This window comes from Faecalibacterium faecis (genome assembly GCF_040096475.1).
GTDB classification, from domain to species: Bacteria; Bacillota; Clostridia; order Oscillospirales; family Ruminococcaceae; genus Faecalibacterium; species Faecalibacterium taiwanense.
In genome coordinates this window covers 100,676-115,778 of sequence record NZ_JBBMEP010000001.1, presented here as the reverse complement: position 1 = coordinate 115,778, position 15,103 = coordinate 100,676, and the positions used below count along the sequence as shown (strand labels likewise).

12 protein-coding genes are annotated in these 15,103 nt (G+C 59.7%); all 12 read right to left on the bottom strand.

Going from position 1 to position 15,103, the window contains the following annotated elements:
• Positions 1-155: 155 nt before the first annotated feature.
• Entirely contained in the window at positions 156-563 is a 408-nt protein-coding gene (locus WMO17_RS00510) for a zinc ribbon domain-containing protein (RefSeq protein WP_005940120.1), read from the bottom strand.
• 169 nt (positions 564-732) lie between these two features.
• Positions 733-1,695 carry a uridine kinase family protein gene (locus WMO17_RS00505; protein ID WP_097774819.1) on the bottom strand — a complete coding sequence of 321 codons (963 nt, stop codon included), beginning with the start codon at positions 1,693-1,695 and terminating at the stop codon, positions 733-735.
• Positions 1,661-3,130: a coproporphyrinogen dehydrogenase HemZ gene (hemZ, locus tag WMO17_RS00500; protein WP_349137262.1), complete on the bottom strand. Its 1,470-nt coding sequence runs from the start codon at positions 3,128-3,130 to the stop codon at positions 1,661-1,663. The genes WMO17_RS00505 and hemZ overlap by 35 nt, the downstream gene beginning before the upstream one ends.
• Before the next feature lie 12 nt (positions 3,131-3,142).
• Complete coding sequence (locus WMO17_RS00495) at positions 3,143-3,760, bottom strand: MBL fold metallo-hydrolase (RefSeq protein ID WP_005940114.1); 618 nt, start codon at positions 3,758-3,760, stop codon at positions 3,143-3,145.
• Positions 3,761-3,765: 5 nt separating this feature from the next.
• A complete protein-coding gene (gene dtd, locus WMO17_RS00490; protein WP_005940113.1) occupies positions 3,766-4,227 on the bottom strand; it encodes a D-aminoacyl-tRNA deacylase in 462 nt (153 codons plus the stop codon).
• A gap of 3 nt (positions 4,228-4,230) precedes the next feature.
• Complete coding sequence (locus tag WMO17_RS00485) at positions 4,231-6,570, bottom strand: RelA/SpoT family protein (RefSeq protein WP_349137261.1); 2,340 nt, start codon at positions 6,568-6,570, stop codon at positions 4,231-4,233.
• Between the two features lies 1 nt (position 6,571).
• Positions 6,572-8,704 (bottom strand): single-stranded-DNA-specific exonuclease RecJ, encoded by a 2,133-nt coding sequence (recJ, locus tag WMO17_RS00480; RefSeq protein WP_349137260.1) that lies wholly within the window; start codon positions 8,702-8,704, stop codon positions 6,572-6,574.
• The gene (locus WMO17_RS00475) at positions 8,701-10,053 is read right to left on the bottom strand and encodes a 5-bromo-4-chloroindolyl phosphate hydrolysis family protein (RefSeq protein WP_349137259.1); all 1,353 of its coding nucleotides are present in this window, start codon (positions 10,051-10,053) and stop codon (positions 8,701-8,703) included. The genes recJ and WMO17_RS00475 overlap by 4 nt, the downstream gene beginning before the upstream one ends.
• A gap of 10 nt (positions 10,054-10,063) precedes the next feature.
• Positions 10,064-11,659, bottom strand: a complete 1,596-nt coding sequence (locus WMO17_RS00470) for an NAD(P)/FAD-dependent oxidoreductase (protein WP_349137258.1) — start codon at positions 11,657-11,659, stop codon at positions 10,064-10,066.
• A gap of 23 nt (positions 11,660-11,682) precedes the next feature.
• Positions 11,683-12,987: a CdaR family protein gene (locus WMO17_RS00465; protein WP_097774813.1), complete on the bottom strand. Its 1,305-nt coding sequence runs from the start codon at positions 12,985-12,987 to the stop codon at positions 11,683-11,685.
• Positions 12,984-13,883: a diadenylate cyclase CdaA gene (gene cdaA / locus WMO17_RS00460; RefSeq protein WP_005940107.1), complete on the bottom strand. Its 900-nt coding sequence runs from the start codon at positions 13,881-13,883 to the stop codon at positions 12,984-12,986. The genes WMO17_RS00465 and cdaA overlap by 4 nt, the downstream gene beginning before the upstream one ends.
• 16 nt (positions 13,884-13,899) lie before the next feature.
• On the bottom strand, positions 13,900-15,075 hold the full coding sequence (gene ispF, locus WMO17_RS00455) for a 2-C-methyl-D-erythritol 2,4-cyclodiphosphate synthase (RefSeq protein WP_349137257.1): 1,176 nt from the start codon (positions 15,073-15,075) through the stop codon (positions 13,900-13,902).
• Between the last annotated feature and the right edge of the window lie 28 nt (positions 15,076-15,103).

Genomic DNA, 15,103 nt, shown 5'->3' with positions numbered 1-15,103 from the left:
CACCTGCCTTGTAAAAGATACTGTATATTGTATCGCATCTCATGCAGTTTTGCAAGACAAAGTGCGCAAATTTCCCGCATTTCGCCTGCATTTTCCGCTCGCAAAAACAGGACGGTGCCCTGTGGGGAGCGCCGCCCTGTTGCTGAACCGTTTTATTACAGCTGTGCACCGCACTTGTTGCAGAACAGTGCATCGTCCGAGACGGGAGCACCGCACTGCGGGCAGGCTTTGTGCTCTTCCGGTTGGTCAGCAGGAACTTCCTCGTGCACCACATATTCCACCTCGGCAGCTTCCGCCGGGGTCAGGGATGCTTTCAGACGGGCGATCTCCTGCTCGATGTTATCGATCATCTCGATATACTTATCCACCAGCGGCTGGTTTTCTTCCTTGCCCTTGGCCAGACTGTACACCAGTGCGCCCAACTGGCGCTGTGCCTTGAGCAGCTTGCCCTGCTCATTTACGATCAAAGCCTGAGTCTTGCCCTTTTCGGCCAGGTCCAGCGCAGCGTTCTTGCCTTTTTCGGCATATTCCAGACCCATTTCCTTGATCTTGTTGAAATCCATAAAAGACACCTCTCTTACTATCGGCCTGTTTATCGTTGGCCATGTGCGGATGTTATCTCCATTATAGCGCACAGGCCGCTCGTTTGCAATGAACGGACCGCATTTTTTACAGTTTGGTGCCGGTTTGGAAACAATTTTTTCGCATTCGGCCTAAATTCACACGATAATTTCACACATCGGCATTCTGTGCCCTGCGGTCGGCTGCGCCGCCATAGAATTCCCGCAGCATGCTGTCCTCCGGCAGCAGCTCCAGCTCCAGCGGTGCCACATGCTCAAAGCGGCGGGCTGTCTCGTCCCACAGCTCGGCATTGTGGCCTTCCAGCGTGAACTGACGGCGCACCACGCCCAGCAGCTTGGAGATCAGGCCCAGCTCGTAGGTAAAGGAGGTATCCAGCAAAAAGTCTGCCGTGGTTTTGAAGCCCTTGATATACCGCGTCTCACCGTCCAGCACGCGGTCCCACATGGCAAGGGTCTTTTCCGGGCTGCGGCCGCGCGCTGCAGCGTCCCGCAGGGTGCGGCGGCACAGGCGGATATCCTGCGTGTTGATGACGCGGCGGCCATCGATGCAGTATTCCTCCCGCAGGCCTGCATAGATGCGGTAGATGTCGTCGCCCTTTACAAGGCCGGTCAGCTCCGGGTTCAGCGCATGGATGCCCTCCACGATGCATACACCGCCCTGCAGGTCGATGGGCTCCACCTCTGCCGAGCGCTTTTCGGCAGAGAAATCGTAGATGGGCAGCACGGTCTTGCCCGTCTCGCTCAGCTCCCGCAGGCACTGCTTGATGAGCGGCAGATCCAGCGTATCGGGGTTCTCGTAGTCCAGCGTGCCGTCCGGCAGGCGCGGATAGAACTCTGCGCCTTTGAAGAAATTATCCAGACTGACCACCTGCGCCGGGGTCCCGCGCTTTTGCAGAGCCTTTGCAACGCAGTGGGCGCTGGTGGTCTTGCCGCTGGCCGACGGGCCGGTGAGCATGACGATCTTTGCACCGGAAAGCTGCACTTTCTGGGCGGCGTAATCTATCCTTTGGGCATAGCTCTGCTCACTCAGGTCGGCAAGTGCCTGTGGGCTGCGGGCTGCCACATTGTACAGATCGATCTCAACCAGACGTTTGGGTACCCAAATCGTGATCATAAAAATCAGCCACTCCTTTTTTGCGTTCCAGCACCTCCGCAAAACGCTGGATATATTCGTTCGGATACTTAAAATTGAAAATGCGCTGCATCCGTTTTCCGCCGTCGGCCACCAGCTTGGTGCTGCCGCCTGCACCGGCGGAGAGGATGGTCTGGACTTCCTCCATGATATAGATGTTGTAATATCCCTCGTGGCCCGGCTTGCACCAGCCCACGTTTTCCAGGTTCTGCAGAGTATTCTTCTGGCGGTAGAGGTAGTAGGGCCGGTAACCCGCCTCGGCCAGCAGGTTGCACTTTTCCAGCATGGCGGCGACATCGGCGTAGTCGTTCTCCTTCTGGTCCTCAATGACGATGCGAGAAGCGCGCTTGAGGGTGAGGGTGTGCACGGTAATGTTCTCCGGGTCCAGCGCGATGGCCTGCCGCAGGCTGCGCTCAAAACTTTCCACCGTGTCGCCGGGCAGGCCGGCGATCAGGTCCATGTTGATATCATCATGACCGGCCTTGCGCGCTTCGGCATAGCAGTCCAGAATGTCCTGCGCCGAGTGCTTGCGCCCAATGCCCGCCAGCACCTCGTCCGAGAAGGTCTGCGGATTGATAGAGATACGGGTAGCGCCGTATTCCTTAATGACCGCCAGCTTTTCGGCATCCGTGCAGTCCGGACGGCCTGCCTCCACCGTATATTCCACGACTTTCGAGAGGTCAAAATTCGCCCGGACCGTGCCCATCAGCTGCCGCAGCTGGTCGGCAGACAGGCTGGTGGGCGTGCCGCCGCCGATGTAGATGCTGCACAGTTTCAGGCCTGCCTTGTCAGCCTGAATGCGGATCTCTTCCACCTCTCGGCACAAACAGTCCACATAAGGCTGCACCATCTTGCGGTCGCGGTCCAGATTGCAGCTGACAAAGCTGCAGTAGCTGCACCGGGACGGGCAGAACGGGATGCCGATGTACAGGCTGTAGGTCCCGGGTTCATTGCCCACTTTCAAAATCGGCTCCTGCAGGTCGGCAATGGCCTTGGCCATCTGGTATTTCTGCTGGGAGCAGTCGAACCGGTCAAGGAAAAAGTGGTCGATCTCCGCTTCCGTCCAGCCTGCGGCGCGCTTGTCGTGGATGAGCCGCACCGGGCGCACACCGGTCATTTTGCCCCATGGCGGGCGGATGCCGGTCCAATCCCGCAGCAGATCATAGGTCAGGCTGGCAAGGCTGAACTCCGGCGTTTCGCCGCCCTGTTCCACAGGCGCGGGCAGCGGTGCGTGTCGTTCAGCACTTCTGCCGTCCTGACGCACCAGTGTATGCAGGCCGTCCGGCGTTTTTTCTGCCCAGACGCAGTCCTCGGCGTTCTCCGGCGGGGTGAGGGTGAGCGGTGCCATGGGGTAAAACAAACGCACCAGATGCTCCACTTCGTAGCCGGAAGGCAGGCCGGTAATATAAATCTTCATGTTGTTCACTCTTTAAAATAAATCATTGTTGCCGCGCACAGCGCTGCGGATGAAGTAATTGTTGTCCAGTTCATCGCCAAAGGTGGAGAACTCGCCATGGCCGGGCAGCACCTGCGTGCCGCGCGGGATGGGCAGCTTTGCCAGTTTACGCAGACTCTCGGCCATCTGTGCACTGCTGCCGCCCTCCAGATCGGTACGGCCGATGCTGCCTGCAAACAGGGTATCGCCGCAGAAGAGATACTCGCCGCACAGCAGCACCACGCCGCCGGGCGTATGGCCGGGCGTGTGCCAGACCGTGAACTGCAGCTCGTCTACCGAGACAGTCTCCCCTTCTGCGTAGCCGCAGTCCGCTGCGCTCAGCGGATACATGCGGTCGCCTGCAAGGTCGGCAGCCTCACAGTAGAGCTTTGCGTTCCACTCGGTGCGCAAGGCTTCGGCGCTGCCCACATGGTCATAGTGGCCGTGGGTGCACAGGATGGTGGTGAGCTGCGCATTGTTTTCCTTTAAAATTTTATCGTAGGTCTGCGCATCTGCCGACGGATCAATGACCACGGCATGGCCTGCGTCGGAAATGAGCAGGAAGGTATTGGTATACAGCGGCGCAGCGCCCGGAATATGAAAAGCCTGCATGGCGGTCACTCCTTTTTCTTCCACTCGTCGGTATCGATGATAATGGTGCAGGGTCCTTCGTTCACAAGAGCCACCTGCATGTCCGCGCCAAACTCGCCGTGCTGAACATCCTTCAGGCCCTGTTTGTTCATCTCTGCAAGGAACAGCTCGTAAGCATCCACGGAGAGCGGCGGCTTTGCGGCCTTGATAAAGCTGGGCCGGTAGCCTTTTTTCGTGTCGCCGTAAAGGGTGAACTGGCTCACCACCAGAGCCGAATAGCCAAGATCCTTTGCGCTGAGATTCAGCTTGCCCTCTGCGTCCGGGAAGATGCGCAGGCCTGCGCATTTATCGGCAAGCTTGGGCACGATGTCCAGACTGTCGGTATCCCTGACACCCAGCAGGATCATAAGGCCCGGCCCGATGGCCCGCGGCTCACCGCCGTTTACCCGCACACTGGCGGAAGACACCGCCTGAATGACTGCACGCATGTTTTAGCTCCTTGTCACCTTGAGCACGTCCTTCACCTTGGAAAGTCTTGCGACCACACGGTTGAGGTGCTCGGTATTGTTGATGCCGATGGTCAGGCTGACCATGGCGCAGTTGTTTTCCACCTGACGGGCGTTCACCGCATAGATGGGCACCCGGATATCCGCCAGCGCAGCCAGCACATCCTGCAGCAGCTCGTTGCGGTTCAGCGCAATGATCTCAATGCCGGCCTTATAGCTGTCCCTGACGCTGTCGGCCCAGTACGCCTTGACCCAGCGGGGGGCGTTGGTGGGATCCTTCATGCTGGAAATGGCGTTCACGCAGCTCTGCTTGTGGATGGAAACGCCAAAGCCGCGGGTGATAAAGCCCACGATGGGGTCGCCCGGCAGCGGGCTGCAGCACTTGGCAAACTTGATGGGGGTGTTATCGAAGCCTTCCACCACCACGCCGTCGGTAGCGTGCACACGGCTCAGGTCCACCTTGGGCAGGTCTTCCCCGGCCTTTTCCTCCGAAGCTTTCAGCTTCTGCCACTCCTCCTTGAGCTTGGGCAGGCAGTTGGCAATGGTCATGCCGCCGTAGCCGATGGCGGCATAAAGCTCCTCGGCATTGTTCTGGCGCAGGCGGCGGGAACAGCTGTTGATAAAATCGTCCAGCTGGTCGTCCGGAAGGATGATCATTTCCCTGCGCAGCTCACGGGCCAATGCATCACGTCCCTGCGTGATATTTTCCTCGCGGCGCATCTTTTTGAACCAGTTTCGGATCTTACTCTTCGCTTCGCTGGTGCGCACGATCTTGAGCCAGTCGCGGCTGGGGCCTTTGTCCGCCGGGCCAAGGATCACTTCGATGATCTCGCCGGTGGAAACGATGTGGTCGATGGGCACCATGCGGTTGTTCACCTTGCAGCCCACCATGCGGTTGCCCACCGCCGAATGGATCGCATAGGCAAAATCGATGCAGGTAGCGCCGGTGGGCAGGTTGATGACATCGCCCTTGGGGGTAAAGGCAAACACTTCCTCCGGCAGCAGGTCGCTCTTGAGGTCGTGCAGCAGATTGCCGGAATCCTCGCTGACGCGCTGGTTTTCCAACAGCTGGCTCACCCATGCCAGACGTTCGTCCAGCTTGTCGTGGCCATCCAGACCTTCTTTATACTTCCAGTGGGCCGCAACGCCGTACTCGGCCTGCTCGTCCATCTTGCGGGTGCGGATCTGCACCTCAAAGGGGATGCCCTCGTGGCCGATGACGGTGGTGTGCAGGCTCTGGTAGCCATTGGGCTTGGGAGTGGAGATATAGTCCTTGAAGCGGTTGGGCAGCGGATGGTACATATCGTGGATGAGGCCCAGAGTGCTGTAGCACTCGGCCAGCGTATCCAGAATGACACGCACCGCATAGATATCGTAGATCTCATCAAAGGACTTGTTCTGCATGATGGTCTTGCGATAGATGCCGTAAATGCTCTTGACGCGGCGCTTGATGGTAGCGCCCTCAATGCCGCTTTCAGCCAGCCGCCGCTCGATCACACCGGACACCTTTGCAAGGAACTCCTCGCCTGCACGCTCACTGAGCATCCGGCTGATCTCCTCGTAGCCCACAGGGTCAAGGTAATGCAGGCTGCGGTCTTCCAGCTCTTCCTTCACGTTCAGGATTCCCAGACGGTTGGCGATGGGGGCATACACCTCCATAGTCTCGCGGGCTTTATCGCGGCGCTTCTGTTCCGGCCATGCATCACCGGTGCGCATGTTGTGCAGCCGGTCGCACAGCTTAATGATCATCACGCGCACATCGCGGCTCATGGCCAGCAGCATCTTGCGCAGGTTTTCAGCCTGCAGTTCCTCAATGTTAGAGAACTGGATCTTGGTCAGCTTGGTCACGCCGTCCACCAGCAGGGCAACTTCCTCGCCAAAGGCGGCTTTTAGGTCGTCCAGTGTAGTGGGAGTGTCCTCCACCACATCGTGCAGCAGGGCCGCAGCAATGCTCTCGGAGTCCATGCCAAGATCCAGCACCAGCCGTGCCACAGCCAGCGGATGGCAGATATACGGCTCGCCGCTGCGGCGGCACACCCCCTTGTGGGCAGTGTTGGCAAGGTCATATGCCTTTTCGATCATCTCCATATTGTAGGAGCGGCCACTGGCCTTGATGGCCTCACACAGCTTTTCCCAGGTAACGATCTCCGGCCGCACCTCCGAAGGCAGCGCGCCTTCCGGGGCATCGGCCAGCTGTGCTGTTGCAGAAACGGTAGCCGTTTCCTGCACCTGTACCGGCTGATGCAGGTGGGTCTTTGCGGAGTAGAGATCTTCTTCCCGCACCGGCTTGGGTGCCGGGACCGCAGCTTTCTTTCCCTCTGGCATTTTACATTCCCTCCAAACATTTCAGGATCGGGGCATCCGCAAGGTTCTTTTTGCCCTGCGCAGGCACAAGCTCCAGATATTTTGCCCCACCCTTTTCCACCGTGGCGATCAGTCCCACCTGTTCCAAGGCCGTCACTGCCACCAGTGTTTTGCCTGTATTTTCCTCGCCCAGTTTTGCGCACAGCGGCTGCAGATCTTCTGCGTGCCAGCGGCGCGCCTGCAGCTCACGGTACACTGTGACGATATCACTGCGCTCAGGCGTAATAAGCTTTTTCTGTTCCTCAGTCAGGGGTGTGCCGCGGCGCAGCGCCACCACAAAAGCAGCCTGCTCCGCAAGCTTTGTGCCCAGCCCTGCCGGATGCAGGTCCAGAATGCGGCCCGAAAGCTGTGCGCCCCGGGGCGAATCGTAGACCGAAAGGTTCAGCGCAGCATCCACCACATCGCCCATGGCATAGGGCAGCTGTTCCGGCGGCATACCGAACCACACGGCATACACGCTGGCATTGCCCTGCCGCAAGCGCAGGCGGCTGTGCCTGCCCTCCGATACCGGGTATACCCCATCCAGCACGGCGTTCTGCAAAAGGAACACCGGGGTCGGGTTCTCGGCCCCATAGGGAGCCAGCTGGTCGAGCTTCCGCACACTTTCCACGGTCACACGGTCCAGATGGATGGGCAGATCGCACTCCAGCGGGGTGGTATGCAGCACCGGGCATTTCCGTGCTGCCCAGTCGTTCAGGCGGCGGCGCAGAGCGGGCAGATTTTCTTCCCGCACCGAAAGGCCCGCAGCCATGGCATGGCCGCCGTAGCGGATGAGCAGATCTGCACAGGCACCAATGCAGGCATGCAAATTGAAGCCCTGCACGCTGCGTCCGCTGCCCTTGCATTCGCCGTGCTCGTCGATCGTCACCACGATCACAGGCCGGCCGGTGCGTTCCACCAGCCGGGATGCCACGATGCCAATGACACCGGGGTGCCAATCGCGGCCCCACAGCAGCATCACGCGGTCTTCCAGCCGCTCCGGTTCCTGTTCCAGCAGTTCCTGCGCGGCCTTGAAGATCTGCAGCTCTGTCTCCTGACGCTTTGTATTGATCTCGTTCAGTTTATGGGCCAGCTCTGCGGCGCGGTCCGGGTCCTCACACATCACCAGCTGCAAAGCCGTAACAGCGTTGTCCATGCGGCCAGCCGCATTGATGCGGGGTGCAATGGCATAGCTGACATTTTCTGCGGTGACCGGTTTGCCCGCAAGGCCCACCTCTTCCAGCAACGCTTCCAGACCCGGACGGTCCGTGTTCTGCAGCTGGCGCAGGCCCGCCTTGACAAGGGTGCGGTTTTCGCCGGTAAGCGGCATCACGTCCGCCACAGTACCCACAGCGGCAAGGTCGCCGCAGTAGTCCAGCATTTCTTCCGGCGGGCAGCCATCCAGTGCGGCACACAGCTTGAACGCCACGCCCGCACCGCACAGGCCCTTGAAGGGACTGGTGTCGTCCTCACGACGGGGGTCTACCACGGCAATGGCCTTGGGCAGAGTTTCCGGCGGCAGATGATGGTCGGTAATGATCAGGTCAATGCCCAGTTCAGCGGCATAATCGGCTTCTTCCACAGCAGAAATGCCGTTATCCACCGTCACGATCAGCTTGCAGCCCTTATCGTGGATGGAACGGATGGCATTGCGCGAAAGGCCGTAGCCGTCGCCCTCGCGGCTGGGCAGCATACATTTTACGGTAGCCCCCATGCCCTTGAGATGCTGGTACAGCAGGGCCGTGGCCGTCACGCCGTCCACGTCATAATCGCCGAACACCACAATGGTCTCGCCCTCGTCAATGGCCCGCCAGATGCGCTCGCAGGCCTTGTCCATATCGGTGAGCAGCGAAGGGTCGCTCAATTCTTCCTCACCGGCAAGCAGGGTCAGTGCTTCGGTAGGGTCGGTGATGCCGCGTGCCGTCAGCACGCCCGCCAACAGGGCATTTTCCTTCTGCTGGGCGGCAAGGGCGGCCGCATATTTTTGCTCGCTCCACGGCTCGTCGTTCTGTGCGTTATATTCCAGTTCTTCGGTGGCCTGCTCCGCAATCGCCTGCGTCAGCTCCCGCAGCGCGGCACGGTCCAGCGGCTTCAGATTCCATGCACGGTAGGTCATTCAAAATTTCCTCCCGTCAGGCCGTCGTTGGCCAGCATTCCCTGCAGGGCGGCGATCTCAGAAGAGACATCCATCGCTACATCCGAGAGCAGCGTATCATACAGGGTGTCGTAGGCCTGATTCAGCGTGTGAAGGATGCCCGCGATATCGCGGCGGATGGTCTCGGCGTTTTCGCCCTGCTGGCCCTGCACATCGTTGTAGGTGTGCAGCAGCTTGAGGGTGGTGGGAATATAGTATTCCGCAAAGCGGCGGGCCTTGGGCAGGCTTTCCGGGTGTGCTTCCAGCCAGTCACAGATGGCAGTGGTGGTGGTCTGCATATGGTCCAGCTCTTCGCGGCCCTGCGCATCCTGCATCAGCTGTTTTTCCTGCTGCAGCACGGCGGCAAAGCGGCGCGCTGTCTCAAGATTGAGCGGCACATCGTCTGTTTTTTCTGTCGCCGGTTCCGGCTGCGGCGGTGCCTTGGAGGCTGCGGCAGCTTCCTGCGCGGCACGGTAATCCTCAGCAGTCAGGTAAAGCTTTTCCGCTTTTTCGTCCACCCATGCACTCAGCCAGCCATTGCGGATGAATCTGCGCACCCGCTTGAGGGCACGGGCCTTTTTCTCGTCCACGGCTTCCAGCGGCAGGCCCTTTTTGCAGTCAAAGCCTTCTGCTGCCTCGGCCAGACGGAGCAGCGTCTTGCTGGCCTTCAGGCGGGACGCACCGGCAGTGATCATCCACACGAACACGGCGGTGACAGCCGCAAAGCACCAGCCGGTGATCCGCACCGCCCCCAGCGCAAAGCTGCCCATGGCTGCAGCATTTTCAGCCATAAAGCTGTCCTGCAGAAGGGCCTGCAGAACCGCCGCATTGGGCGTAAACAGGCCCGCCGCACCCAGACAGGAAACCGCCGTGATGCCAAAGATCACCGTAAACGTGATGCCGACTGCCAGCAATGCACAGCCTGCGCTGTAGCGCTTTTTGGCACTGGCGCGGATCTCGTCTGCCGGGGTCGTCTCTGCCTTGCCGAACATCTGCCGGAACCAGCCGGAAACACCTGCGGCCTGCGCGTTGATACAGTCCTCATTCAAGCCCTGTTTTTTCGTATTCTGCGCATTCTGGCGGCTGCGGTAGTATTCCTCCCGGCTGCTGCGGAACGCCTTTGCCGCTTCGCCAAGGCCAAAGTTTGCAGCATTCACCGCCGCACGGCCCACACCATAGGCGCGGTCGCCAATGTCCTCCCCTTTGCCCTCAAAGCCATGGGCAAAGGCATCCGACACGGTATCGCCAAAGGCGCGCAGCTGGTTTTCCAGCTCCTGCTGCACCTGACGGCCCTCATTTTCTCTCATTGTATCGTTTTCACGATCATTCATCAAATTCTTCTCACCCTTCTGCCGGTGCATACCGGCTGATGATGGCGCGGGCCACCCGCAGGCCATCCACGGCGGCGCTCATGATGCCGCCCGCATATCCGGCGCCCTCGCCGCAGGGATACAGACCTGCCAGCTGGGTGCATTCAAAATTTTCTTCCCGCTTCAGCCGCACCGGGCTGCTGGTGCGGGTCTCAAGACCCGTAAGGATCGCTTCCGGCGCGGTATAACCCGCAATTTTGCGCTCGTAGGCGCGCAGGCCCGCCCGCAGCGTTTCGGCCAGCTCCTGCGGCAGCAGTGCGCCGAGGTCTGCCGCAGCAACGCCGCGGTCATAGGTAGGCTGCACGCGTCCAATGTTCAGCTGGCCGCGCCCTTCCAGAAAGCTCTGGATGTTCTCTGCCGGAGCGGCATACTCCCCTGCACTGCGCCCAGCGGCGTAGGCTTTGGCTTCCAGCTCCCGCTGGAACGCGATGGCCCGGCGCGGATCGTCTGCAAAATCCTTGCCTCCCACGCTCACCACCACGGCCGCGTTGGCATTTTTGCCATTGCGGGCGTGGAAGCTCATGCCGTTGGTCACTACACGGCCTTCCTCGCTGGCCGATGCCACCACCTGCCCGCCGGGGCACATGCAGAAGGTGTAAACGCACCGCTCCCCCACATGCTGGGAGAGCTGATACTCGCCCCGCGGCAGAGCCGGATGCCCGGCAGCCTCGTGATATAAGCTCTTTTCGATCTCACTCTGCAGATGCTCGGCGCGGAAGCCCACACTGAACGGCTTGCATTCCAGCTGCAGGCCGCCGTTCATCAGCATCCCGAAGGTATCGCGGGCCGAGTGGCCCACCGCGAACACCAAAGCTTCGCAGGCAAAGGTACCATTTGTGGTAAAAATGCCGGTGAGCTGACCATTTTTCTGTTCAAAGCCAGTCAGGGCCGTGTTGAAATGCACCTCACCACCCAGAGCTTCGATCTCCTTGCGGATAGAGGTGATCACACCGCGCAGCAGGTCGGTGCCCACATGGGGCTTCTGCTTCCAGGCGATCTCCTCCGGCGCACCGTGCTGCAGGAACACCTCGGTAACAAAGCCGCACAGCTCATCGCCGATGCGGGTGGTCAGCTTGCCGTCCGAAAAGGTACCGGCACCGCCCTCGCCAAATTGAATGTTCGCATTCACATCCAGTTCGCCGGTAGCAGAAAAATGTTCCACCGCCTTTACGCGCTCGTCCAGCGCCGGGCCGCGCTCCAGCACAATGGGCTGATAGCCCTGCCGGGCCAGCAGCAGCGCTGCAAACAGGCCCGCCGGGCCAAGGCCGCACACCACAGGCCGATGTGCCAGTGGCTGGATGCCATTCTGCACCGAAAAATCCACCTTCTGCTGCAGAGAAGCATCACCACAGCGGGCTGCAAAAGCCGCTTCCTCGGCAGGTTCTTTCAGGGTGACAGCCACGGTATACACCAGCTTGGGCTGGCCGTGGCGGGCATCCACCGAGAGCTTTGCCACGCCCAGATGCTGCACCTTTCCGCGCGGGATGCGGGCGGCGTGCAGGGCTTTTTCAAATGCCTGCGGCTCTCCGGCAGAGAGCGGCAGACGGATGTTGCGAACCAGAATCATGTTATCGTGTGTTCCTTTTTGTTTCAGTTGCTTTCGATGCGGCACTGCAGCACATAGCTGCCCAGTGCAAAGATCTTGCCGTTGGAGGGCACATACAGGCGGCAGGCGATGTTCTGCTCGCCCGTTGCCACCGAGAAATCCTCGGCATCGATCTCAATGACCACCTGCTCCGGGGTCAACGTTTCGATCGCGCCCTTGGGGCCGCAGAGCGTTACATTCATCAGGCGTTCGGTCTGCACCGTCAGCTGGTAGGTAGAGGGCAGGTTGACCACCTGCACGCAGGTATTGGGCAGGTTCATGGTCTTGGTTCCCAGATTGGAGCAGTCAAAGCTGACCGTAATGGTGGAAATGTTATCCAGCAGATAGATGTCTGCGGGCAGGTCGATGGGCAGCTCATAGCTCTTGTTCAGTGTAAAGGTGGAAAGGTCGATATTGCCGATGGGCAGCGTGGACAGCATATCGATCTTATCTGCCGGACCTGCCACCTTGAGCTGCTTGCGGCTGAGTGCATATACCAGCATCGAATCATCAAAATCACGCGGTGCATTGATGAAATTCACGTCCACCGGCAGCGTTGCCATCTTGTACACCTGCAAGGTCACATCCACGCTGTTCTCTTCCAGCTCCGTGTACTCAAACTTGACTTCCTTGCCGCCGGAGGTATAGAAGCGCAGCGGCGTGTTCAGCGTGATGGACTCGGTCAGTTCGCCGCTGTAGGTCACCTCTGCAGTGCAGGTAGCAACTTTATTCAGCTCACTGCTGGGGCCGGAAAGGGTGATATTCTCCTTGGAAACATCCGTACTATAAAGGATATAGCCGTCCGCGATGGTCAGGTAGTTGGTGGTAATGGTAACGGGCAGGGTCTTTTCCTCCACCACGTCAAACACCACATCCACCGTGTTGTCATTGCCTTCCATGGTCACGGTCACACCGTTCAGCAGGCCGTTGGCACCGCGTACCAGCAGGCGCAGGGTCTTTTCGCCGCTGTCACGTACGCTGGAGAAATCCGGGTAGACCACAAAATCGGAAGCCGTCAGCCCGCCGATGGTGTAGCCGTCGCCGGAGATTTTCAGGTTCACGGTCTTATCCTCGGCGCTGACGATGCTCAGGCCCCGGGAGGTGTAAGCAGCGGAATCGTAGGTATAATCCACCGGCACATTGTAGATGGTGTTGCTGGTGCCGGGCTGGACGATGATGGTGACCACCATCCATGCAACGATGGCACCCAGCACCGAAAGTGCCAGCCGGATGCGGCGGTCGTCCAGAATGTTTTTCTTATGGGCGACCGCAGGCTTTGCGCCATTTTTCTTGTTGGGTTCGTTGTTCATTGCGCATCGTCCTCCTTCTGGCTGACCCATTTCCACAGACGGTCCAGCTGACCGCGCCAGCCGCTGACCGTCGTCTTTTCGGTGGTGGTCTCCTTAGGGATCATCTCATCCACCAGACGGGTATACAGGGTCTGGCGGTCAAAATGGCGGATCAGCACGCCGTTCTTTGCCATGGAGATGATGCCGGTCTCCTCGCTGACCACGATGGCGATGGCATCGGAATTTTCGGCAATGCCAAGGCAGGCGCGGTGACGGGTGCCCATATCCTTGCCAAGATCCAGATTGTTGGAAAGCGGCAGCACACAGCCCGCGGCTTTGATGCGGCCATTCTCAATGATGGCCGCACCATCGTGCAGGGGCGTGCCCTCGTAGAAAATGGTGCCCAGCACTTCCAGATTGACCGCACTGTTCACCGGCGTGCCGGTGCGCACGATCTCCGAAAGGTTCGTGTGGCGTTCCAGCACAATCAGTGCACCGGTCTTGGTCTCAGAAAAGCGCTCTGCCGCATCGCAGATGGCAATGATGGCGCTGCGCCATGCACCTTTCAGGCTGGGATCGTTGTAGCGACCTTTGACATTGAACAGCTTGGCGGCCCACTGGTCGGTCTGGCCCATGCGCTCCAGCGCACGGCGGATCTCCGGCTGGAACAGCACCACCAGCGTCAGCAGGCCCACCTGCAGCAGTGAGTTCAGCAGCCATGTGACGGTACGCATGTTCAGCGTTTCTGCCACCAGATAGACGGCCATCACCAGCAGCGCACCCTTGAACAGCTGGCCGGCGCGGGTGCGGTTGACAATGCCCAGCAGCTGGTAAATCAGGAAGGAAATGATGATGATATCCAGCAAATCGACCAGTTTGAAGGTCTGGAAATTTGCAATGATCGCGTTCAGAGTCATTGGTACACGCTCCCGTTTACAGTGTTTCGATCAGGGCAACAGCGTGGGCGGCAATGCCCAGCCCCTCACCGGTAAAGCCCAGATGTTCCTCGGTAGTGGCCTTTACACTCACGGCATCCACCGGCAGGCCGAAGGCATCGGCCAGATTCTGGCGCATGGCCGGAATGTACGGCGCAAGCTTGGGCCGCTGACACAACAGCGTCGCGTCGATATTTTCAATGCGGAAGCCGTGCTCCTTTAAAATTTCGGCCACACGGCGGGCCAGCTTCAGGCTGTCGGCACCAGAGTAGGCCGGGTCATTGTCCGGGAAATGCTGGCCGATATCCCCCAGCGCAGCGGCACCCAGCACAGCATCCATCACCGCATGGGCCAGCACATCTGCATCCGAGTGGCCCAGCAGGCCTTTTTCAAAGGGCACTTCCACGCCGCCCAGGATCAACTTGCGGCCTTCCACCAGACGGTGCACGTCATAACCATGTCCAATGCGCATTTTGTGTTCCTCTTTCTGTTCCGGGCGGGGCAAGTCCTCGCGGGTCGTGATCTTATAATTGGCGTAATCGCCCTGCGTCAGCTGCACGGCGCGGCCGGTCAGCTCGAACAGGCTGCAGTCGTCTGTGACAAGGCGGGCTTTTTCGGCATCCAGCTCTTCCAGCGCAGCAAGGTACTCTGCGCGGTCAAAGCACTGAGGGGTCTGCACCGCATACAGGGTGCTGCGGTCGGGCGTTGTGTACACAAGGCAGGCATCCGGCACGGTCTTTCCGTTGCCGCGCACTGCAGCCTTGATGGTATCCTTTACCGGTACGGCAGGTGCAGCTGCGCCGCACCGGGCCGCTGCTTCCAGCGCTGCTGTGATGACGGCCTGACTGACAAAGGGTCTTGCCGCGTCGTGCACTGCCACAAGCTCCCCTGCTGCCGCCAGCACGCCGTTTTTTGCGCTCTCGGCGCGGGTGGTGCCGCCCGTTACGATCTGCACAGGCTTTGTGCAGTCTGCTGCCTGCTGCTCCACAAAGGCGCGGTTCTTACCGGCCACCAGCACGATCTCCGTGACAAGCGGGTCCTGTTCAAACGCGCGGATGCTGCGGTGCAGCACGGTCTCGCCGCCCAGATCAAAGCTGAGCTTGTCAAAGCCCATGCGTGTGGAAGACCCCGCCGCCACCAGTACTGCGGATACTCTCTTTTCCAATTTCTTCACCTACCCGATTCCTATAGTAAGCCATATT

Bases quoted from the DNA above. Each gene is read 5' to 3' on its own strand.
- WMO17_RS00510 (WP_005940120.1), bottom strand. From the start codon at position 563: ATGGATTTCAACAAGATCAAGGAAATGGGTCTGGAATATGCCGAAAAA.
- WMO17_RS00505 (WP_097774819.1), bottom strand. From the start codon at position 1,695: ATGATCACGATTTGGGTACCCAAACGTCTGGTTGAGATCGATCTGTAC.
- hemZ (WP_349137262.1), bottom strand. From the start codon at position 3,130: ATGAAGATTTATATTACCGGCCTGCCTTCCGGCTACGAAGTGGAGCAT.
- WMO17_RS00495 (WP_005940114.1), bottom strand. From the start codon at position 3,760: ATGCAGGCTTTTCATATTCCGGGCGCTGCGCCGCTGTATACCAATACC.
- dtd (WP_005940113.1), bottom strand. From the start codon at position 4,227: ATGCGTGCAGTCATTCAGGCGGTGTCTTCCGCCAGTGTGCGGGTAAAC.
- WMO17_RS00485 (WP_349137261.1), bottom strand. From the start codon at position 6,570: ATGCCAGAGGGAAAGAAAGCTGCGGTCCCGGCACCCAAGCCGGTGCGG.
- recJ (WP_349137260.1), bottom strand. From the start codon at position 8,704: ATGACCTACCGTGCATGGAATCTGAAGCCGCTGGACCGTGCCGCGCTG.
- WMO17_RS00475 (WP_349137259.1), bottom strand. From the start codon at position 10,053: ATGAATGATCGTGAAAACGATACAATGAGAGAAAATGAGGGCCGTCAG.
- WMO17_RS00470 (WP_349137258.1), bottom strand. From the start codon at position 11,659: ATGATTCTGGTTCGCAACATCCGTCTGCCGCTCTCTGCCGGAGAGCCG.
- WMO17_RS00465 (WP_097774813.1), bottom strand. From the start codon at position 12,987: ATGAACAACGAACCCAACAAGAAAAATGGCGCAAAGCCTGCGGTCGCC.
- cdaA (WP_005940107.1), bottom strand. From the start codon at position 13,883: ATGACTCTGAACGCGATCATTGCAAATTTCCAGACCTTCAAACTGGTC.